Annotated in this window: 17 protein-coding genes; 3 read left to right on the top strand and 14 right to left on the bottom strand. The window is 72.6% G+C overall.

What is annotated here, in order from left to right; all coding sequences use genetic code 11:
- Positions 1-7: 7 nt before the first annotated feature.
- On the bottom strand, positions 8-1,834 hold the full coding sequence (locus tag ACFZDL_RS00085) for an AMP-dependent synthetase/ligase (protein ID WP_353590486.1): 1,827 nt from the start codon (positions 1,832-1,834) through the stop codon (positions 8-10).
- Positions 1,835-1,987: 153 nt separating this feature from the next.
- On the bottom strand, positions 1,988-2,845 hold the full coding sequence (locus tag ACFZDL_RS00080; protein WP_353590485.1) for a LysR substrate-binding domain-containing protein: 858 nt from the start codon (positions 2,843-2,845) through the stop codon (positions 1,988-1,990).
- A gap of 174 nt (positions 2,846-3,019) precedes the next feature.
- Between ACFZDL_RS00080 and ACFZDL_RS00075 the strand changes: the two genes are divergently transcribed.
- Entirely contained in the window at positions 3,020-4,066 is a 1,047-nt protein-coding gene (locus ACFZDL_RS00075) for a bile acid:sodium symporter family protein (protein WP_353590484.1), read from the top strand.
- 10 nt (positions 4,067-4,076) lie between these two features.
- Here ACFZDL_RS00075 and ACFZDL_RS00070 read toward each other — a convergent pair whose 3' ends face one another.
- Positions 4,077-6,032, bottom strand: a complete 1,956-nt coding sequence (locus ACFZDL_RS00070) for a sialidase family protein (protein WP_353590483.1) — start codon at positions 6,030-6,032, stop codon at positions 4,077-4,079.
- Positions 6,033-6,238: 206 nt separating this feature from the next.
- Positions 6,239-6,880, bottom strand: a complete 642-nt coding sequence (locus tag ACFZDL_RS00065; RefSeq protein ID WP_353590482.1) for an NAD(P)H-binding protein — start codon at positions 6,878-6,880, stop codon at positions 6,239-6,241.
- Positions 6,881-7,043: 163 nt separating this feature from the next.
- Between ACFZDL_RS00065 and ACFZDL_RS00060 the strand changes: the two genes are divergently transcribed.
- The gene (locus ACFZDL_RS00060) at positions 7,044-7,412 is read left to right on the top strand and encodes a helix-turn-helix domain-containing protein (RefSeq protein ID WP_353590791.1); all 369 of its coding nucleotides are present in this window, start codon (positions 7,044-7,046) and stop codon (positions 7,410-7,412) included.
- On the opposite strand, the gene ACFZDL_RS00055 is transcribed toward ACFZDL_RS00060, so the two are convergent.
- From ACFZDL_RS00055 to ACFZDL_RS00010, 10 genes are all read right to left on the bottom strand, one after another.
- On the bottom strand, positions 7,387-7,746 hold the full coding sequence (locus ACFZDL_RS00055; RefSeq protein WP_353590481.1) for a MerR family transcriptional regulator: 360 nt from the start codon (positions 7,744-7,746) through the stop codon (positions 7,387-7,389). The genes ACFZDL_RS00060 and ACFZDL_RS00055 overlap by 26 nt on opposite strands.
- 64 nt (positions 7,747-7,810) lie before the next feature.
- Entirely contained in the window at positions 7,811-9,034 is a 1,224-nt protein-coding gene (locus ACFZDL_RS00050) for a serine hydrolase domain-containing protein (RefSeq protein WP_353590480.1), read from the bottom strand.
- Positions 9,031-10,221, bottom strand: a complete 1,191-nt coding sequence (locus ACFZDL_RS00045; RefSeq protein WP_353590479.1) for a serine hydrolase domain-containing protein — start codon at positions 10,219-10,221, stop codon at positions 9,031-9,033. The genes ACFZDL_RS00050 and ACFZDL_RS00045 overlap by 4 nt, the downstream gene beginning before the upstream one ends.
- Positions 10,222-10,424: 203 nt before the next feature.
- Positions 10,425-11,183, bottom strand: coding sequence for an SDR family oxidoreductase (locus tag ACFZDL_RS00040; RefSeq protein ID WP_353590477.1), 759 nt, complete (start codon positions 11,181-11,183; stop codon positions 10,425-10,427).
- Between the two features lie 70 nt (positions 11,184-11,253).
- Positions 11,254-12,633 (bottom strand): MFS transporter, encoded by a 1,380-nt coding sequence (locus tag ACFZDL_RS00035; protein ID WP_353590476.1) that lies wholly within the window; start codon positions 12,631-12,633, stop codon positions 11,254-11,256.
- Between the two features lie 87 nt (positions 12,634-12,720).
- Entirely contained in the window at positions 12,721-13,305 is a 585-nt protein-coding gene (locus ACFZDL_RS00030; RefSeq protein WP_353590475.1) for a TetR/AcrR family transcriptional regulator, read from the bottom strand.
- Positions 13,306-13,442: 137 nt separating this feature from the next.
- On the bottom strand, positions 13,443-14,297 hold the full coding sequence (fdhD, locus tag ACFZDL_RS00025) for a formate dehydrogenase accessory sulfurtransferase FdhD (RefSeq protein ID WP_353590474.1): 855 nt from the start codon (positions 14,295-14,297) through the stop codon (positions 13,443-13,445).
- Positions 14,298-14,311: 14 nt separating this feature from the next.
- Positions 14,312-15,172, bottom strand: coding sequence for a 2Fe-2S iron-sulfur cluster-binding protein (locus ACFZDL_RS00020; protein ID WP_353590473.1), 861 nt, complete (start codon positions 15,170-15,172; stop codon positions 14,312-14,314).
- A complete protein-coding gene (locus tag ACFZDL_RS00015; RefSeq protein ID WP_353590472.1) occupies positions 15,169-17,163 on the bottom strand; it encodes an NADH-ubiquinone oxidoreductase-F iron-sulfur binding region domain-containing protein in 1,995 nt (664 codons plus the stop codon). Before ACFZDL_RS00015 ends, ACFZDL_RS00020 begins: the two co-directional genes overlap by 4 nt.
- 2 nt (positions 17,164-17,165) lie before the next feature.
- The gene (locus tag ACFZDL_RS00010; RefSeq protein WP_353590471.1) at positions 17,166-19,115 is read right to left on the bottom strand and encodes a molybdopterin-dependent oxidoreductase; all 1,950 of its coding nucleotides are present in this window, start codon (positions 19,113-19,115) and stop codon (positions 17,166-17,168) included.
- 295 nt (positions 19,116-19,410) lie between these two features.
- Here ACFZDL_RS00010 and ACFZDL_RS00005 point away from each other — a divergent pair, with 295 nt between their 5' ends.
- Positions 19,411-19,827, top strand: a complete 417-nt coding sequence (locus ACFZDL_RS00005) for a hypothetical protein (protein ID WP_353590470.1) — start codon at positions 19,411-19,413, stop codon at positions 19,825-19,827.
- Positions 19,828-19,973 lie beyond the last annotated feature (146 nt).

Raw genomic sequence — 19,973 nt, 5'->3', positions numbered from 1 at the left:
TTGCGGCTCAGGAATGGTAGAGCGCCTCGATTTCGACGGCATACGCCTGCTCGATCGCCTTTCGCTTCAATTTCAGCGAAGGCGTCAGGAGACCATGCTCCTCCGAGAACTGAGCTGCAAGTATTCGGAACGTACGAATCGACTCGGCTTGGGAGACCAGGGTGTTGGCCGCGATCACGGCCCGCCGGATCTCCATCTCCAGCTCCGGCTCGCGGACCAGCTCCTGCGCGGCCAGCTCCGGCCGGCCGCGCATCGCCAGCCAGTGCGCGACGGCCTCGGCGTCCAGCGTGACCAGCGCGGCCACATACGGCCGGTCATTGCCGACCACGATGCACTGGGCGACCAGCGGATGCGCCCTGATCCGCTCCTCCAGGACCACCGGCGAGACGCTTTTGCCGCTGGAGGTCACCAGGATCTCCTTCTTCCGCCCGGTGATGGTCAGATAGCCGTCGTCGTCGAGGGTGCCCAGGTCGCCGGTGGCCAGCCAGCCGTCCCGCAGCACGGCGTCGGTCGCCTCGGGGTCGCCGAGGTAGCCCTCGAAGACCTGGCCGCCCGAGAGCAGGACCTCGCCGTCGTCCTCGATGTGCACGGTGGTGCCCGGCAGCGGGACGCCCACCGTGCCGAAACGGGTCCGGTCGGGCGGGTTGGCGACGGCCGCCGCGGTGGTCTCGGTGAGCCCGTACCCCTCGAAGACCGTGACGCCCGCGCCCGCGAAGAACAGCCCGAGCCGGCGCTCCATCGCCGAGCCGCCCGAGAAGGCGTGCCGCACCCGGCCGCCCATCGCCGCCCGCACCTTGCTGTAGACCATCTTGTCGAAAAACTGGTGCTGCACGCGCAGCGAGGCGCTGGGCCCGGGCCCGATGTCGAAGGCCCTGGCCTCCTGCGCCTCGGCGTACCGCACCGCGACGTCCACGGCCTTGTCGAACGGGCCGAGCCTCCCCTCCGCCTCGGCCTTCCTGCGGGCCGCGGCGAAGACCTTCTCGAAGATGTACGGCACGGCCAGGAAGAACGTCGGCCGGAACGACTGCAGATCGGGCAGCAGCGCGGCCGCGGTGAGGCTCGGCTGGTGGGCCAGTTTCACCCGGCCGCGGACGGCGGCGACCTCGACCATCCGGCCGAAGACGTGCGCGAGCGGCAGGAACAGCAGGGTCGCGGCCTCGTCGCCCCGCTTGGAGTGGAAGACCTCCTCGTAGCGGGCGACCACGGTGTCGCACTCGGCCATCAGATTGGCGTGTGTGATGACACAGCCCTTGGGGCGGCCGGTGGTGCCCGAGGTGTAGACGATGGTCGCGGGGTTCTCGGGCTGCAGCGCCTTGCGGTGGCGGTGCACCACCTCGTCGTCCACCGACGCCCCGGCCGCGGTCAGCTCGTCCACCGCGCCCGCGTCCAGCTGCCACAGCCGGGCCAGCATCGGCAGCCGCCCGACGACCGAGCCGATCGTCATGGCGTGGTCCTCGTGCTCCACGACACAGGCGGAGACGTCCGCGTCATGCAGCATCCAGAAGACCTGCTCGGCGGAGGAGGTGGGATACATCGGCACGCTCTGCGCCCCGATGGACCACAGCGCGAAGTCGAACAGCGTCCACTCGTAGCGGGTACGGGACATGATCGCGACGCGGTCGCCGAACCGCACGCCCTGGGCCAGCAGCCCCTTGGCGAGCGCCAGCACCTGGTCACGGAACTCGCCCGAGGACACGTCCTGCCACTGGCCGTCCGCCGTCTTACGGCCCAGCGCCACCCGGTCCGGATCGGCGTCCGCGTGCTCGAACACGGAATCCGCCAAGCCTCCGGTCTGCGGAGGGCTCGTCAACGGGGGGACGGTGAACTCGCGCAATGAGTAGCTCCTTGAAGCGCTCCGCACAGCGCCGTGACCGTATCTGATCTGGGGCTATGAGCCCGTTGTGCGGCTCATGTGTGACGACTTTCTCCACCGAATCTCTCCCATCAGGGCACAGCTCGGGGCACAGGTCAACGCATCGGGCAGGGGTCAGGGCACGGGTCCGGCCAGGATCGCGGCGGCCAGCCGGTCGGCCGCGGCCCGGGCCGCGGAGTCCCGCTGCCGCCTCCCGTGCAGGAGGACGAACTCCACCGGACCCAGATCGGGCAGCCCGGCCCGGTCCGGGATGCGCGCCAGGCCGGGCGGGATCAGGCCGCGCGTGTGCGCCATGACCCCCAGACCGGCGCGCGCCGCGGCGACCAGCCCGTTGAGACTGCCGCTGGTGCACACGATCCGCCAGGGCCTGCCGTGCCGCTCCAGCACTTCGAGCGCGCGGGCCCGGGTGAGGCCCGGCGGCGGGAAGACGATCAGCGGCAGGGGCCGGTCGGGGTCAAGACGCAGCCGCTCCGAGCCGATCCACACCAGCTTGTCCCGCCACACCAGCCGGCCCCCCGGCCGCTCCTCGGACCGCTTGGCCAGCACCAGGTCCAGCTTCCCCGCCGCCAGCCGCTCGTGCAGCGTGCCCGACAGCTCCACGGTCAGCTCCAGATCCACCTCCGGGTGGTCGCGGCGGAACCCCTCCAGGATCTCGGGGAGCCGGGACAGTACGAAGTCCTCCGACGCGCCGAAGCGCAGCCGCCCGCGCAGCCGGGTGCCCTGGAACCAGTTCGCCGCCCGCTCGTTCGCCTCCAGGATCGTCCGGGCGAAGCCCAGCATCGCCTCGCCGTCCTCGGTCAGCTCCACCCCGTGGGTGTCGCGCGTGAACAGCGGCCGGCCGACCTCGTCCTCCAGCTTGCGCACGTGCTGGCTGACGGTGGACTGGCGCAGGCCCAGACGGTGGCCGGCCTGGGTGAAGCTCAGCGTCTGGGCGACCATGAGGAACGTGCGCAGCTGGGACGGGTCGTACACACCGCAAGTGTAGGCGGGGGCCATCGCGGTTCGCGATGACAGTCAGAGCGGTCAGTGGGATTCCCGATAGCGGTGATCAAGAGCATGCTGGAGAGGGCATCCGACCATGCCGCCCGGGACGCAGCGAGCCACCGAGAGAGCCGCGAGAGCCGAGAGAGCCGAGAAAGAGAGCGCATGCACCGCCGTAAGATCACCCTCCCGTCCTGGCTCCCTCTGGATTGGTTCATCCTCGCCCTGATCGGCACCGTCGTCCTCGCCGCGCTGTTCCCCGCCAGTGGCCGCGCCGCGACCGTCGCCGACGGATCGACCACCGTCGCGGTCGCCTTTCTCTTCTTTCTGTACGGCGCGCGGCTGTCCACCCGCGAGGCGCTGGACGGAATGCGCCACTGGCGGCTCCACCTCACCGTGCTGGCCTGCACCTTCGTCGTCTTCCCGGTGCTGGGCACGGCCGCCCGCGGCCTGGTGCCGTATGTGCTGACGCATCCGCTCTACACCGGGCTGCTCTTTCTGTGCCTGGTGCCCTCCACCATCCAGTCCTCGATCGCCTTCACCTCGATCGCCCGGGGCAATGTCCCGGCCGCCATCTGCGCGGGCTCCTTCTCCAGCCTGATCGGCATCGTCGTCACCCCGCTGCTGGCCGCGCTGCTGCTGGGCAACGGGGGCGGCGGATTCTCGGCGGACTCGATGGTGAAGATCGCCCTGCAGCTGCTGGCCCCGTTCCTCGCCGGACAGCTGCTGCGCCCCTGGGTCGGCGGCTTCGTCGCCCGCCACCGCAAGGTCCTCGGCTACGCCGACCGCGGCTCGATCCTCCTGGTCGTCTACGCCGCGTTCAGCGAGGGCATGGTCCGGGGCATCTGGCACCAGGTGACCCTGGCCCGGCTGGGCGCGCTGCTGGCCGTCGAGGCGGTGCTGCTGGCCGTGATGCTCACGCTCACCTGGCACGGCTCCCGGCGGCTGGGCTTCGACCGCGGGGACCGGATCGCGATCGTCTTCGCCGGGTCGAAGAAGAGCCTGGCGTCCGGGCTGCCCATGGCCAGCGTGCTGTTCGGGGCGCAGGCGAGCCTGGCCGTGCTGCCGCTCATGCTCTTCCACCAGATGCAGCTGATGGTCTGCGCCGTGCTGGCCCGGCGCTTCGCCAGGTCGGCTCCGGAGCCGGTGGCCCCGGAGCCGGCCCCCGCGACGGCGCGGCCCCAGGAGGCTCAGACGCCGGTCCGCGCCTGAGCCCCGGGCGCTAGCCTTCGGCGGGGCGGACGTGGTCCAGGGGCAGCCGGACCAGGGCGGTGGAGTGCTTGTCGCCCCGGTCGTCCGGTGTGGCGTTGAACTCACGGACCTGCCGCAGCTCGGTGTCCGACAGCGCACGCGCCCACACCCGTACCTCGTCCAGATCGCCCGTCAGGTGCGAGCGGCTGTCGACGGCCTCGCCGACATGGATGCCGAACGGCGAGGTGCGGGTGACCGGCCCGGGCACATCGGCGGTGGAGAACGCCGTGCCCCCGTCCACGGTCAGGGTCAGCCGGCCCCCGGTGCGGGTGAGCGCGGCGTGGTGCCACTGCCCGTCGTTGTACGCGGCGTCGTTGCTCACCGAGGCGCTGGTGAAGGTGGCGGTGCCGTTGACCGTGGTGATCAGCGCCCGTACCCGGTTGCTCGAGGGCTCGCCGCGCAGCCACACCTGCGGCTGCTTGTTGCCGATGCCGCCCATCCACAGGAACGGCTGCTGGCCCGAGGTGGCGGTGTAGCGGAACCACAGGCTCACCGTGAAGTCACGGGTGCCCAGCGGCAGTGAGGGCCGGAACGGGATGTGCACGGCGTCGTCCGTGCCGTCGAACGAGAGCCCCCGTCCGAACCGGCCCTCGGCCTGGGCCGGGCCGCCGAGCACGGTGGCCGGGTGGGCGTCGGGCGCCCGGTCGGAGGTGGTCGGATCGGGGCCGCGGCGCGGGCCGAGCCAGTCCTCGGTGAACCGGGCGAAGCGGATCTCGTCCCGGGCGTCGACCGCGCCGCCCTCGTACATCAGCCCGATCTCGTCATGCGAGATGGCGACCATGTCCGAGTAGCCGGACCAGTCAGTGGTCACGACCTTGCCGCGGTCGACGCTGTCCCAGGTGCGGCCCTCGTTCCAGGAGGAGCGGACCATCATGGTGCGGCGCCGGTCGGGGTCGGCGGGCGCGGCGAACAGCAGACGGCTGTACCCGTCCCGGTCCTCGCCCCGCAACCGGAGGATCGAGCCCTGTACCTGGGGCGTGTACAGGTCGGGGATGGTGCGGAACGGCTGGGTGAAGCTCTCCCCGCCGTCCCGGCTGACGGCGAAGTCGCGGTGGCCGAGGTCCGTGCCGTCCTGCTCGCGCCCGTTGACGTAGACCGAGCCGTCCTCGCGCTCCACCAGCGTCATCTCGGAGGGCTTCTGGCGGAAGGTGCCGTCCGCCGCGACGGGCCAGCTGTCCACCGCGCCGATGCGCCAGCTGTCGCCACCGTCGTCGCTGTAGGCAAGCGCCGCGTGGTTGGCGGTGATCCGGGTGCCGTCGTGGCTCTCGGTGTTGACGGTGAAGAGCAGCCGCCCCCGGTGCCGGCCGTGCTGCAGCTGGATGCCGTGCACGGGCCCGGTGGCGTACCAGGAGTTCCACGAGGCGGGCAGCAGCGAGTCGCTCAGATCGCGCGGGGCGGACCAGGTCGCGCCGTCATCGTCGCTGTACTGGAGATGCGGGGTCCGGTCACAGGGCACATCACAGCCCTGCGAGTCGTCGCGCCCGGTGTTGTACGTACTGGCGAGCAGGATGCGGCCGGTGCGCTGGTCCACGATGGGCGCCGGGTTGCCATGGGTGTCGCCGGCGCCCTCGTTGATCACCTGCAGCGGTCCCCAGGTGCGGCCGCCGTCCGTGGAGCGCTTGAGGACCAGGTCGATGTCGCCGGCGTCACCGCAGTTGTTCACCCGCCCCTCGGCGAAGGCCAGCAGCGTGCCGTCCTTCGACTTCACGATGGCCGGGATCCGGAAGCACGAGTATCCGCTGTCCTGGGAAGACTTGAAGAGGACTTGCTGCTCGACGTCGGTACGGGCCGCGGAGGCGGATGGCTCCGCTTCCGCGGCCCGCACCGGAATCGGGATCAGGGCCAGCGCCGCGGCGGCGAGGAGAGCCGACGCACGGCGTCGCCATGGTCTGGACCGCTTGTGTGGAGCGCGAAGATCTGACGCCATCGTCACCGGCCTGCCCTTTCAGTGGCATCTGGACATCACGACATCAAGACATCCCACGTCTGATCGAGTGCTGCCGGAGAAGTGTCCCGTCTCGCCCCCGCGCCGGACAAGGACCGTGCGTCAGATCGTCTGTCCACCAAGCGGGTTGGGCTGATTTGCTGGTCGGTCATCCGGGGGCTCCGGGTCGGTCTGCCGGGGCGGGCGGTTCAGTCGGCTACGGCGAGCTGGGTGCGGTGGTGCCGGGGCGTCTCGATCTCGTCGACCACGGCGATCGCGAGATCCGCGTACGAGACCCGGCCGCCGCCGGGCGGCAGCTGGCCCCCGTAGAGGCGGTAACGGCCGGTGCGCGCGCCCTCCCACGCGAAGTCCATCGGCGGGTTGACGACCAGCCAGTCCAGCTGCGGGGGCGCGGAGCGCAGCACCTCCAGACCCGCCGCGTGCCCGAGGGCGAAGGTGCGGAACGCCTCGGGGAAGTCCGGCGCGTCCAGGACCCGTACGCCCGGCTCGGCCTCCAGCGTGGCGGCGAGCCCGACGACGACCAGCCGCCGCACCCCGGCCTCGCCCAGCCCGGCCAGCAGGGCCCGCGCCGTGCCCTCGTACAGCTCCGTCGGGTCGGTGTCCTCGCGGTAGATCGAGCTGATCACCGCGTCATGCCCGGCGACGGCCGCCGCGACACCGGCCGGGTCGGTGACGTCACCCGCCACGACCGTGACACTCCCGGCGGCCAGGCCCGGATACTTGGCCGGGTCGCGGACGACCGCGGTGACCTGGTGGCCACGGCCGGCCGCCTCGGCGACCAGAAGCCGGCCGGCCCTTCCGCCGGCCCCGAAAACAGCGATACGTGCCATGGCGGCACTCCCTTCGGATCGAGTGCCCGGACCGTAACGGCGGAAGTGCCGGTTACTTCAAGGGAATCGGCGCCTGTCGGCGCGTGGGCCACCTGCCTCGGCTACCGTCGGAACGGTGACCGAGCCCCTGACCGAGCCCCTCCCCGAACCCCTGACCGCCGATATGTTCGGCCCCGACTGCCCGAGCCGCGCCATGCCCATCCGGCTCGACGCCAAATGGGCCTGGCTGATCATCCGCTGCCTCGAAGGCGGCCCGCGCCGCTTCTCCGAGCTTCGGGTGCCGCTCGCCCGGGTGACCCCCAAGGTGCTCAGCGAGTCACTGCGCGCTATGGAACGCGACGGCCTGATCACGCGCACCGCCTACGCCGAGAACCCGCCCCGTGTCGAATACGCCCTGACCGACCTCGGGCGCTCACTGCTCGGCCCGATGAACGCCGCATGCGAATGGGGCCGGAGCCACCTGGGCGAACTGCTCGATGCGCGCGAGGCGTACGAGCGGCGCGCCGCTACACCGCCGCCACGCCGGCCGTGATCACCGTGTCCAGCAGCGAGCGCGAGGTCTCGAGCTCCTCGATCGCCGATGTCATCCGCGCCCGCTCGTCCCGCAGCTGCGCGACCAGCTCCGAGCAGGTGGGCACCAGGCCCTCGCCGCCCTCCCGCAGACACGGCATGATCTGTGAGATCAGCGCGGTCGACAGCCCGGCGGCGAGCAGCGAGCGGATGCGCTGCACCGTGGCCACGTCGGACTCGTCGTAGACGCGGTAGCCGCTGGGCAGCCGCTCCGGCTGGAGCAGGCCCTGCTGCTCGTAGTAGCGCAGCAGCCGTTCGTTCACCCCGGTGCGCCGGGCCAGTTCACCGATGCGCATGCCACGTCCCCTCGTCACGCCGCCGCCGGACGACGCCCAGCAGGCCTCTCATGGGTGTCAGAGTTTACCCGTCGCGCCCGCACAGGGCGTGATCTATCAGCGCCTTCACCGCCTGGTCGGCCCGCTCCTGCCGCCCCGTGTCGGACTCGTCGAAGCTGTTGGCCGACACGGTCACCGCACGGCGGCCGTCGGTGGTGACGCCGTTCTCGCTGGAGTAGCCGAGGGCGTTGCCGCCGTGGTGCCAGTAGAAGCCGCCGCAGCTCAGCGGGGTCGTCTCCAGGCCGAGACCGGCGCGGCGCCCCGGCTCGTCGGGTATCGGCACGGTCCGCCGCATCTCGGCGAGCTCGGCGGGGCGCAGCAGCCGCCCGGTGATGAGCGCGCGGAAGAACCGGTTGACGTCATGCGGGGTGGTGACCAGATCACCGGACGCGTCCGCCGCGGTGGAGTTGAAGACCGTGGTGTCGACGCGGCGCCCGTCCTCCGCGTAGGTGTGGTATCCGTGGGCGTACGGGGCGGGCAGGTACGGATGGTCGCCCGGCAGGGACGTCCCGGTCAGCCCCAGCGGACGGATGACCCGGTCGTGGACCTCCGCGCGCCAGGGGTGCCCGGTGACCCTCTCGATGATCATTCCGATGAGGACATAGTTGGTGTTGGAGTAGCGGTAGGCCGCCCCGGGCTCGGAGTTCGGGGGATGGCCCACCGCGGCGGCCACCAGCTCCCCGGCGGTGTAGTGACGGAAGCGGTTCTCGTAGTAGCCCCGGGCGGAATATCCCGCGGGGAACACCTCGCGGATGCTCGTATAGCCGCGCAGCCCGCTGGTGTGCTGCAGCAGCTGCCGGACCGTGATGCGGCGGCCGTCGTTGCCATGGCCGCTGACGACGCCGGGCAGCCACCGGTCCACCGTGTCCTCCAGCGCCAGCCGCCCCTCACCGACCAGCTGCAGCGCGACCGTGGCCACCAACGTCTTCACCGTGCTGCCCGCCCGGTAGTGGGCGTCGGTTCGCATGGGCGCGCCGGTGCGCACATCGGCCTCTCCCGCGCGGGCCGCTGCGGTGCCGGAGGGAGTGTCCAGCACGGCCGCGGCCCCCACCGCCCCGGCCCGGTGGACCGCCGCCGTATCGCGCCGCAAGACCTCCGCGCCGCCCGCCCCCGGAGCGCCGCCTTTCCCCGAGGCGCGGGCGCCCCCAGGAGCGCGGGCTTCGCCCGGGGCGGGGGCCGCCGCCGCCAGAGCGGCGACGGCCACCAGGGCGGCCAGCGCCGCGGCCGCGCGCCGCCTCACCACGCTCATCGGCGCGCCACCTCACCGCACATCACACGGTCCAAAAGAGCCTGTACGGCCTTCTCGGCCCTCAGCATCCGCTCGTCGTCCGAGGTGGTCCCGCTGGCACTGATCACCACCGAACGCCGCCCGTCGGCGCTGAACGCCGTCCTCACCGTGCCGCCTTCGAGGTCGCCGCCGTGGCCCCAGCGGTCTCCGCCGCAGGTCAGCGGCTGCCGCATCAGCCCGAGCCCATACCGCAGCCCGGGGAAGGCCATCTCGAAGTCGGCGCCCACCGGGACCGTATGGCGCATCTCGGCGAGCTGTTCGGCGGGCAGCAGACGACCGCCGAACAGGGCCGTGAAGAACCGGTCCAGGTCCCGCTGGCTGGTCACCAGCGACCCGGCGGCATCGGCCCACGAGATGTTCCGAACGGTGGTGTCGGTCCACCGGTCGGAGCCCGGGAAGCGGTGGTAGTTATGGGCGTACGGCTGCTTCAGATACGGGTCGTCGCCGGGCTCGTAGGTGTCCTTCAACCCCAGAGGCCGGATGATGCGGTCGCGCACCTCGTCGGCCCAGGGCCGACCGGTGGCCTTCTTGATGATGAGGCCGGCGAGCATGTAGTTGGGGTTCGAGTAGTTCCACTTCGGTTTCGGGTCGTCCGGGTCGGCGGGCGGGAAGTCGGGACTGTGCCGCATCGCTCCGGCGATGCTCTGCTCCGGATCGACGTGGTAGAGCTTCGTCCGCTCGAAGTCCTCGGCCGTGTCCCCGAAGTCCTCCTCCAGACCGTAGTTGTAGATGCCGCTGGTGTGCTGGAGCAGATTCCGGATGGTGATGCGGCGGCCGTCGTTGCCATGGCCCGACACCACACCCGGCAGCCAGCTGTCCACGGTGTCCTCCAGCGACAGCCGCCCCTCGGCGACCAGCTGCAGCACGACCGTGGCCACGAAGGCCTTGGTGACGCTGGCGGCCCGGAAGTTCGCCCCGTACGGAACCGGGCGGCCGGTGTGCAACTCGGCCTCGCCCGCGCGGGCGAGGAGCCGGCGGCGGCCGTCGCGCACCTCCACGGACATGCCGACGTACCCGGCCTCCCGCAGGGTCCTGGCCACTTCGCTCGCCAGCGCCTCCTGGCCGGACAAGGTGTCCGAGGACGCCGCGGCCGGGACGGCGGCGACGCCGCCGGCCGCGACGACGGCGAGCGCCGCGGCCGCGGCCATGCCCCTTGACCGGAGCTTCTTCGAGTGGAGTCGCCCCCTTCGGAGCTCGTGCGCGGACGTCGGGGCGGAGGAGGTCACAGCGGGTGATTTCATGCTCACCACCCTCCCGGAGGCGGTGGTGCCGGGACCATCACGCCAGCCCTAGTCCCAAGGTCACGCCAGCCCTACCGGCCGGGTATGGCCAGCCCTACCCCGACGGGCCGTCAGGCCGAGGCCCCGCTGTCGATGACCAGGTCCGTGCCGACCACCGCGCCGGCCGCCGGCGAGGCGAGATAGAGCACCGCGGCCGCGACCTCCTCGGCCTCCGCGACCCGGCCCAGCGGGGACTCCCGCTTCATCCGCTCGGCCCGGTCGGCCTCCGTCTCACCGGGCCGCAGCGACATCGAGGTGGCGGCGGCCCCCGGGCTGACCGCGTTGATGCGGATGCCCTGGTGGATGTGGTCGAGGGCGGCGGCGCGGGTGAGCGCGGACACCGCCGCCTTCGAGGTGAGGTACGCGGCGGCGCCCGGGATCCTGCGGTGCGCGCCCAGGTTGGAGGAGATGTTGACGATGGCGCCGCCGCCGTGGTCCTTCATGTGCGCGATCTCGTGCTTCATGGCCAGCCAGACGCCGGTGACATTGGTCCGCTGCACCGCGTCCCAGTCCTCCTCGCTCACCTCGCCGACGGGCCCCATGCCGCGCAGGATCCCGGCGTTGTTCACCGCGATGTCCAGCCCGCCGAACCGGGCGACGGTCTCCCGGACGAGCGCGTGGACCTGCCCGGAGTCGGTGACATCGGCCACCGCGGCCGCGGCCGTCCCGCCGGCGGCCTCGATGAGCCCGACGGTCTCGTCCAGCGTGGCCGCGGTACGCCCCGCGGCGACCACGGACGCGCCCTCGGCGGCGAAGGCGAGCGCGATGGCGCGGCCGAGTCCGGAGCCCGCGCCGGTGACGAGTGCGGTCTTGCCGGGGAAGCGGTTCATGGGTGGCTCCTTGATGAAGGTGAGGTGGTGATGGGTGATGCGGCAGGTGGTTCCGGAGGGAGCCGGCGGCTCAGGACGGCGGTGGTCCGGTGCGCCGGCTGAGCGCGGTGAGGGCGGCGAGCGCCGCCAGGGCGGCCCCCGTCGCGGCCAGGGACGAGGCGTCGCCGCCGAGCGTGAGCAGCACGGCGAACAGGACGGTCGGGCCGAACTCCATCGCCGTGTTCATCACGCCGCCCGCGAGCCCGGCCTGCCCCCGCTCCACCCCGTCGGTGGAGAGCACGGCGGCGCCCGCGAAGGAGGCCGCCGTACCGATCGGCAGCAGCACCAGGCCCGGCAGCAGCCCGTACGCGTACGGCGTGCCCGCGTCGAGCCCGCCGAGCGCGAGCAGGGCGAGCCCCGCGCCGCCCGCGCCGAGCCCGGCGGCGGTCACGGCCCGGGCCCCGTACCGCCCGATGAGCGGCCCGGCCGCCCGCCCCGAGGCGAGCAGGGCGACGGCGAACGGCACGAAGGCGGCCGAGGTGCGCAGCGCCGACCAGTCGCGCTCCTGCTGGAGGTGGAGGGAGAGGGTCACAAAGGTCATCGCGGTCCCGCAGGCGGTCAGCGCGATCGCCGAGAGCGCCAGCGCCCGCCGCCGGTCCAGCAGGAAGCGGGGCGGCAGCAGCGGGTCGCGGGCGCGGCGCTCGGCACCCCAGAACGCGGCGAGCAGCACGGCCCCCGCGAGCAGCGGCACCAGCACGCGCGCCGACGACCAGGGGTGGGCGTCGGTGACCACGAGCCCGTAGCTGGCCAGGGTGATGCCGCAGGTGGCGAGGGAGGCGCCCGGGAGGTCGAGGGCCCTGCCCCCGCTCGGCGCGGTGTCCGGCAGCAGCCGCGGCGCGAGGGCGAGGGCCGCGCCGGCCACCACGAGCGGTACGGCGAAGTTCCAGCGCCAGGACAGCAGGGTCGAGATGACGCCGGAGAGCAGATTGCCCGCGGTCGCGCCGAGCACCGAAAGACCGCCCCACGTCGCCATCGCCCTGCCGTACGCGGCGGGGGAGGGGAAGACGGCGCGCAGCACGGCCATGGCGGCGGGCGCGCTCAGCGCCGCCCCCGCGCCCTGTGCGAACCGCGCCGCGAGCAGGGCCTCGAAGCCGGGGGCGAGCGGGGCGGCGGCCGAGGCGGCGGCGAGCAGCGCGAGCCCGGCGGTGAGCGTCCGCCGCCCGCCGTACCGGTCGGCCAGGCGCCCGCCGAAGAGCAGCAGCCCGGCGAAGGTGAGCCCGTAGGCGGCGCTCAGCAGGATCAGGTCCGAGCGCTCGAGGCCGAATTCGCGGCCGATGCGGGGGAGCGGCACGGAGATCGCGGCGAGCGTGAAGATCAGCGTGGCCTGGACGCTGCCGAGCAGGACGAAGGCGCCGCGCTGCCGGACGGCGGCGGTCGTGGCGCTCTTCTCGTCGCCGTCTACGGCGGTCATGGTCCCATCCCCCGATTTCTTGACCGAACGGTTCGTTATAAGGGCGTGCGCGGAGCGCCCGACCGGCTCCGGCGTGCGAGGTGCGGCTCAGTCCAGCAGGGCCAGCGCCTGTTCGGCCGCGTCCCGGACCCTGGCCGGGTCCTGCGAGGCCTTGCCGACCACCCGCAGCCCCTGCAGCAGCACGAACAGCATCCGCGCCAGCGTGCGCGGATCGCGGTCCTCGGGCAGCTCGCCCTGGGCCTGGGCGCGGACCAGCGCGGCGTACAGCGGGGTCTCGACGTGCTCCCAGCTGATCTCGACCCGCCGGGCCACCGCGGGGTCGTGCGGGGCCAGTTCCGCCGCGCTGTTGGTGACGAAGCAGCCGTGGCGCCGCTCCTCGGGCGAGGCGGCCTCGGCGGCGAAGCGGCGCACCAGCGCCCGCACCGCGGGCAGCGCCGGGCCCGGCTGGGACAGGTCGCTCAGCATGCGCGGATCGCGCGTCTCGGCGTACCGGTCCAGGGCCTTCAGGTACAGCTCGTGCTTGTTGCCGAAGGTCGCGTAGATGCTGGCGCGGCCGATGCCGAGGTGTTCGACGAGGTCGGCCATCGACGTGGCCTCGTAGCCCCGCCGCCAGAACAGCTCAAGGGCCGACTGGAGCGCTGCGTCGGGGTCGAATTCCTTGGTCCTGGCCATGGCGAGGACTGTAATCTCAACAAGAACGATCAGTCAATAAAAGCGAAGGATGACCAAGCCGAGAGACAAGGACCGGCCGGCGCAGGGGGCGCTCCTCACCGGCCGGTCCGTCATCCCGTGCAGCGGGCGGACCGGTGTCAGGCCCTGCTGGCCGCTGTCCGCAGGGCAAGCCGGTGCTCGCCCGCGTACACGTTCATGGAGGCGCCGCGCAGAAAGCCGACCAGCGTCAGCCCGGTCTCGGCAGCCAGGTCCACGGCCAGCGACGAGGGCGCCGAGACGGCCGCGAGGACCGGGATTCCCGCCATCACCGCCTTCTGCGCGAGCTCGAACGAGGCCCGGCCGGAGACCAGCAGCACGGCCCCGGAGAGCGGCAGCAGCCCCTGCTGCAGCGCCCGCCCGACCAGCTTGTCCACCGCGTTGTGCCGGCCCACGTCCTCGCGCACGTCCAGCAGCTCGCCCTCCGGGGTGAACAGCGCCGCCGCGTGCAGCCCCCCGGTCCGGTCGAAGACGCGCTGCGCCGCGCGGAGCCGGTCGGGGAGGGAGGCGAGCGTCTCGGGGTCGATCCGCACGGGGGCGCATCCGTCGTCGCCCACCGGCCAGCGCGCCGTGGTGCGCACCGCGTCCAGGCTGGCCTTGCCGCACAGCCCGCACGACGAGGTCGTGTAGACGTTGCGCTCCAGGGTGATGTCGGGGACCGGGACGCCGGGGGCCAGCTTCACGTCCACCACGTTGTACGTGTTCGAGCCGTCCTCGGTCGCCCCCGCGCAGTAGACGATGTTCGCCAGCTCGTCCGCCCGGCCCAGGACCCCCTCGCTCACCAGGAAACCGGCGGCGAGCGCGAAGTCGTCGCCCGGCGTGCGCATGGTGATCGCCAGCGGCTTGCCGCCCAGCCGGATCTCCAGGGGCTCCTCGGCGACGAGGGTGTCCGGACGCGTGCTGACCGCGCCGTCCCGGATGCGGATGACGCGGCGGCGCTCGGTGACCCGTCCCATATCGATCAGTCCTGTCAGTCCCGGTTCTGTACGTGCTGGTAGCCGAAGCGACCCTTGATGCAGAGATTGCCGTGGGTCACCGGGTTGTCGTGCGGTGAGGTGACCTTCACGATGTCATTGTCCTGCACATGGAGTGTGAGGTTGCAGCCGACGCCGCAGTAGGCGCATACGGTCGTGGTCTCCGTCTGCGCCGACTCGTCCCAGGTCCCGGCCGCCCGCATGTCGAACTCCGACTTGAAGCTGAGCGCGCCCGTCGGGCACACCTCGATGCAGTTGCCGCAGTACACACAGGCCGAGTCGGTCAGCGGCGCGTCGTGCTCGGTGGAGATCCGGGCGTCGAAGCCGCGGCCGGCGACCGCGATGGCGAAGGTGTTCTGCCACTGCTCACCACACGCGTCCACGCACTTGTAACACAGGATGCACTTGTCGTAGTCGCGCACATAGAGGTCGTTGTCGACCTTCGGCTGCTCGTCCACCCGGGCCGCGTCCGGCCCGAACCGGCCCGGCTCGGCCCCGTACTCCTCGATCCACTCGGCGGCGCGCGGCGTCGTCGACAGATCGGTCGAGGAGGCCAGCAGCTCCAGCACCACCTTGCGGCCGTGCCGGGCCCGGTCGGTGTCCGTACGCACCTCCATGCCCGGCTCCACGCGGCGCGAGCAGGCCGGGGCGAGGGTCCGCGCGCCCTCGACCTCCACGACGCACACCCGGCAGGCGTTCTTGGGGGTCAGCGTGTCGCCCTGGCACAGGGTCGGGATGTCCTTGCCGGAGGCGCGGCACGCGTCCAGGAGCGTGGACCCCTCGGGGGCGCGCACCGGCTCCCCGTCGAGCGTGAGGTCGACCAGGCGGCGCGGCGGCTGGAGCGGGACGGCGGTCATGCGGAGGCTCCCTTCTGGTCCTGCTCGAAGACGCCGAGCCGGTCGATGGCGGACTCGACGGCGTTCCAGGCGGTCTGGCCCAGACCGCAGATCGAGGCGTGACGCATCGCCTGCCCGACCTCGCGCAGCAGCGCGATGTCGCCGGCCGCGGCCGCCCCCGTACGGTCCTTGATCCGGTGCAGCGCCTCCTCCTGGCGCACCGTGCCCACCCGGCAGGGCACGCACTGCCCGCAGGACTCGTCGCGGAAGAACTCGGCGATGCGCAGCAGAATGCGCGGCAGCTGCACACTCTCGTCCAGGACAAGTACCACCCCCGAGCCCAGCGTGGTGCCCGCGGCCCGGGTGCCCTCGAAGGTGAGCGGCACGTCCAGCTCGTCGGGGCGCACGAAGCCGCCCGCCGCGCCGCCGAGCAGCACCGCGCGCAGCGCGGGCGGCGGCCCGGCGAGCTCCAGCAGTTCGCGGAGCGTGGCGCCGAACGGCAGCTCGTAGACCCCGGGGCGGTCCACGGCGCCGGAGACGCAGAACAGCTTGGTGCCCGTGGAGGACGCGGTGCCGACGCTCGCATACGCCGCGGCGCCCTCGGTCAGGATCGGCAGGACGTTGACCAGCGTCTCGACGTTGTTGACCGCGGTCGGCTTGGAGAACAGGCCCTTCTCGACGGGGAACGGCGGCTTGCTGCGCGGCTCGCCGCGGCGCCCCTCGATCGAGTTGAAGATCGCGGTCTCCTCGCCGCAGATGTACGCGCCCGCGCCGCGCCGGATCTCGATGTCGAACGCGTAGCCCTGGCCCAGTACATCCGGGCCGAGCAGACCGCGGACCCGCGCCCGGCCGATGGCGTGCTCGAGGCGGGCGAGGGCGCGCGGGTACTCGCCCCGCAGATACACATAGCCGTGGTGGGCGCCGATCGCGTATCCGGCGATGGTCATGGCCTCGATGAGCGCGTACGGGTCGCCCTCCATCAGCACCCGGTCCTTGAACGTCCCCGGCTCGCTCTCGTCCGCGTTGCACACCAGGTGGTGCGGGTGGTCGGGCTGGCGGGCGGTGGCGTCCCACTTCCGCCCGGTCGGGAAGGCGGCCCCGCCGCGCCCCACCAGACCCGCGTCGCTCACCTCGCGGATCACCCCGGCGGGCCCGAGTTCGAAGGCCCGGCGCAGGGCGGCGTAGCCGCCGTGGGCGCGGTAGTCGTCCAGGCTCGCCGGATCGACGACCCCGACCCTGCGCAGCAGCCGCAGCCCGCGCGATGTGGTTCCGGCCTGCGGCACGGCGGCCGCGGCGGGCGGCTCGGCCGGTGCGTCCGCCACGGCGCGGGCGGCCTCGGCGACGGCGGCGGGGGTGGCGGGGGCGACGACGGCGGTGGCGGCGGTGGCGGCGGGCGCGGAGGTGGTCGTTGGTGCTGCCGTGGCCCCGGTGGCGGCCGTGGGCGCACCCGCGCGGATCGCCAGCGCCGCCGGAGCGCGCTCGCACAGGCCCAGGCACGGGCTGCGCTGCCAGACCACGCCACCTCCGGCCGAGGCCGCCGCGCCCTGCGGGCCCGCCAGGGCCGCCGGGCCTGGGCCCTGCGGGCCCGCGACGGCCGCCGACCCCGCCGCCCCCAGCTCACGCTCAAGACCCGCGCACACCTCTGCCGACCCCCGGGCCGCGCAGGCCAGGTCCGTACAGACGTGGACGACGGTGGCCGGGCGGGGGCGGACCGAGAACATGGCGTAGAAGGTCGCCACGCCGTAGCCCTCGGCGGGCGGCACGGTCAGCCGGCGGCACAGATAGTCCAGCGCGCCCTCGCTGATCCAGCCCACCCGGTCGTTGATCGCGTGCAGCCCCGGCAGCAGCAGATCGCGCCGCTCGCGCGCCGCCCGCCCGCCGCGCGCCCAGCGCAGATCGCCTTCCGTACGGTCGTCGGCGCCCTCCCAGGCGGACTCGGGCGGGCCGAGCAGCGCGTCGACGGCGGCCCGCTCCTCGTCCGTCGGCTTGCTGTCACCGAAGTGCAGATCCACGCTCAGCTCCTCACGGCTGTGTGCTGTTCGGTGAGCTTTTCGATCCGGATCGCCGACGCCTTGAACTCGGCCGTCCCGGCGATCGGGCAGTTCGCCTCGATGGTCAGCGCGTTGGTGTCGACCTCGTCGGGGAAGTGCATCGTCATGAACGCGAGCCCCGGCCGCAGCCCCGGGTCGATCCACACCGGCGCCACCACCGCGCCGCGCCGCGATGCCACGCGCACCTCCTCGTCCGCCACCACCCCGTAGCGGTCCGCGTCCTCCGGGCACAGCTCGATGTACTCGCCGCGCCGCAGCGGAGAGGCGAAACCGCCGCTCTGCACCCCGGTGTTGTACGAGTCGAGGCGCCGTCCCGTGGTGAGCCGGATGGGGTAGCGCTCGTCGGTCAGATCGACCGGCGGGTCGTGTTTGACCGGCCCGAACGGGGCGCGCGGGCCGCGTCGCGCCGGGTCGGCCGCCCACAGCCGCCCGTGCAGATAGCTGGGTTCCAGCCGCTGCGTGCTGGGGCAGGGCCACTGGATGCCGTGGTGTTCCTCGAGCCGTTCGTACGTCATCCCGAAGTGGTCGGGGGAGACGGAGCGCAGCTCGTTCCACACCTCCTCCGCATCCGTGAACTTCCAGTCCCGGCCGAGCCGCCGGGCCAGCTCGCAGATGATGTCGATGTCCTCGCGGGCCTCGCCCGGCGGTTCCACCGCCTTGCGCACCCGCTGCACCCGCCGCTCGCTGTTGGTGGTCGTGCCGTCCGTCTCGCACCAGGCGGCGGTGGCGGGCAGCACGACATCGGCCAACTCGGCGGTCTTCGTCAGGAAGATGTCCTGGACCACGAGGTGGTCCAGGGCCCGCAGCCGCCTGATGGCCTGCTCGCTGTCGGCCTCGGACTGGGCCGGGTTCTCGCCGACGCAGTAGACCGCGCGCAGCCGGCCCTCCTCCATCGCCTCGAACATCTCGGTGAGGTTGAGCCCGTGGCGCGGCTGGATGACCACGTCCCACGCCGTCTCGAACTTGTGGCGGGCGGCCGGGTCCAGGATGTCCTGGAAACCGGGCAGCCGGTTGGGGATGGCGCCCATGTCGCCGCCGCCCTGCACGTTGTTCTGGCCGCGCAGCGGCTGCAGCCCGGAGCCGTGGCGGCCGACGTGGCCGGTCAGCAGGGAGAGGTTGATCAGCGCCCGGACGTTGTCCGTGCCGTTGTGGTGTTCGGTGATGCCCAGTGTCCAGCACAGCTGGGCGCGTTCGGCGGTGGCGTAGGCGTGTGCGAGGTCGCGGATCGCGGCGGCGGGGACACCGGTGACCTTCTCGGCGGCGGTGAGCGTCCAGGGCTCCACTTCGGCCGCGTACTCCGTAAAGCCGCTGGTCGCGCGGTCGATGAAGGCGCGGTTGGCGAGCCCGGAGTGGATGATCTCGCGGCCGACGGCGTGCGCGAGCGGGATGTCGGTGCCGACGTTGAGCCCCAGCCAGCTCTCCGCCCACTCGGCGGTGGAGGTACGGCGCGGGTCGACGGCGTACATCCGGGCGCCGCCCCGAATGCCCTTGAGCACGTGCTGGAAGAAGATCGGGTGCGCGAAGCGGGCGTTGGAGCCCCACATCACGATCAGGTCGGTGTCCTCGACCTCGGCGTACGAGGAGGTGCCGCCCCCGGAGCCGAAGACCGCCGACAGGCCCGCGACGCTGGGCGCGTGGCAGGTGCGGTTGCACGAGTCCACGTTGTTGGTGCCCATCACCACGCGCGTGAACTTCTGGGCCACGTAGTTCATCTCGTTGGTCGCGCGGGAGCAGGAGAACATCCCGAACGCGTCGGGCCCGTACGTCCCGGTGGCGGCGGCGAACCCGGCCGCGGCCCGCTCCAGCGCCTCCTCCCAGGTGGCGCGGCGCAGTTCGCCGCTCGCGGGGTCCCGGACGAGGGGGTGGGTCAGGCGGGGGTAGCGCCTGGGCTGTCGGTTGCGGTTACGCGCCACGACGGGCTCCTTATGACGGCTCGTTACATCGTCGGCAACGCCGGCATCGTCGACAGGATATTGAATACAGTATGCCTGCCGGAGCGATTAGGGAAGGTTCCGTCACGCCGTGGCGGCGCACCGACTCCCCCCACCCTGGCGGCCGGGAGTCACGAGCATTACCCCTGACGTAATCGACCGCCCGAGACCCGCCGGGCAGAGTGGCTTCTACCAGGCCTCGGGCCAGCGCACTCCGGCCCGACACCCTGGCAGACCATTCCCACGGGACCCCGACGCCGACGGAGGCCGATCCGCCATGTCCGCTCTTCAGCTCGCCGCCCTGGCCCGCACCTCCGAGCCGCAGACCATGCTGCGCCGCTTCCTCGCCCTCGACGCCGTCGTCACCACCGGCAACGGACTCGCCTACCTCGCCGCCTCCGGGCCGCTCGGCCGGTTCCTCGGCATGAGCCAGGGGCTGCTGCTGGGGCTCGGCGCCTTCCTCGCGCTCTTCGGCGCGGGCGTCGGACTCCTCGCCGCCCGCAAGAGCCCACCGGTGTTGCCGGTCCGTGGCGTCATCGAGGCGAACGTGGCCTGGGCCGTGGTCAGCCTGATCGCGCTCGCCGCCTGGCTGGAGCCGACGACGGCGGGCGCGGTGTGGATTCCGCTCCAGGCCGTCACGGTCGGCGGCTTCGCGGCCCTCCAGTACGCGGCGCTGCGCGCGACGCGGGCCTGACGCAGAACCCCGAATCCCGGCGACGTGACGAAGAGGCCCCGGCGCGCTCCGCTTGGGTTCAAGGGGTCGTCGCAACACCACTTGGTTTCAGGTGGTGAGTAGATCACGTAGACGCTCGGCTGGGGTATCCCAGCCGAGCGTCTTGC

Origin of the sequence: Streptomyces sp. NPDC007917 (assembly GCF_042959105.1) — a bacterium.
In the GTDB taxonomy this organism is placed as follows: domain Bacteria; phylum Actinomycetota; class Actinomycetes; order Streptomycetales; family Streptomycetaceae; genus Streptomyces.
The sequence above is the reverse complement of the archived record's forward strand: the minus strand, read 5'-3'. Positions and strand labels throughout refer to the sequence as shown.

Coding starts and splice junctions, on each gene's coding strand:
- ACFZDL_RS00050 (WP_353590480.1), bottom strand. CDS start 9,034: ATGAGCGTGGTGAGGCGGCGCGCGGCCGCGGCGCTGGCCGCCCTGGTG.
- ACFZDL_RS00020 (WP_353590473.1), bottom strand. CDS start 15,172: ATGACCGCCGTCCCGCTCCAGCCGCCGCGCCGCCTGGTCGACCTCACG.
- ACFZDL_RS00040 (WP_353590477.1), bottom strand. CDS start 11,183: ATGAACCGCTTCCCCGGCAAGACCGCACTCGTCACCGGCGCGGGCTCC.
- ACFZDL_RS00075 (WP_353590484.1), top strand. CDS start 3,020: ATGCACCGCCGTAAGATCACCCTCCCGTCCTGGCTCCCTCTGGATTGG.
- ACFZDL_RS00045 (WP_353590479.1), bottom strand. CDS start 10,221: ATGGCCGCGGCCGCGGCGCTCGCCGTCGTCGCGGCCGGCGGCGTCGCC.
- ACFZDL_RS00035 (WP_353590476.1), bottom strand. CDS start 12,633: ATGACCGCCGTAGACGGCGACGAGAAGAGCGCCACGACCGCCGCCGTC.
- ACFZDL_RS00060 (WP_353590791.1), top strand. CDS start 7,044: ATGTTCGGCCCCGACTGCCCGAGCCGCGCCATGCCCATCCGGCTCGAC.
- ACFZDL_RS00070 (WP_353590483.1), bottom strand. CDS start 6,032: ATGGCGTCAGATCTTCGCGCTCCACACAAGCGGTCCAGACCATGGCGA.
- fdhD (WP_353590474.1), bottom strand. CDS start 14,297: ATGGGACGGGTCACCGAGCGCCGCCGCGTCATCCGCATCCGGGACGGC.
- ACFZDL_RS00030 (WP_353590475.1), bottom strand. CDS start 13,305: ATGGCCAGGACCAAGGAATTCGACCCCGACGCAGCGCTCCAGTCGGCC.
- ACFZDL_RS00055 (WP_353590481.1), bottom strand. CDS start 7,746: ATGCGCATCGGTGAACTGGCCCGGCGCACCGGGGTGAACGAACGGCTG.
- ACFZDL_RS00005 (WP_353590470.1), top strand. CDS start 19,411: ATGTCCGCTCTTCAGCTCGCCGCCCTGGCCCGCACCTCCGAGCCGCAG.
- ACFZDL_RS00065 (WP_353590482.1), bottom strand. CDS start 6,880: ATGGCACGTATCGCTGTTTTCGGGGCCGGCGGAAGGGCCGGCCGGCTT.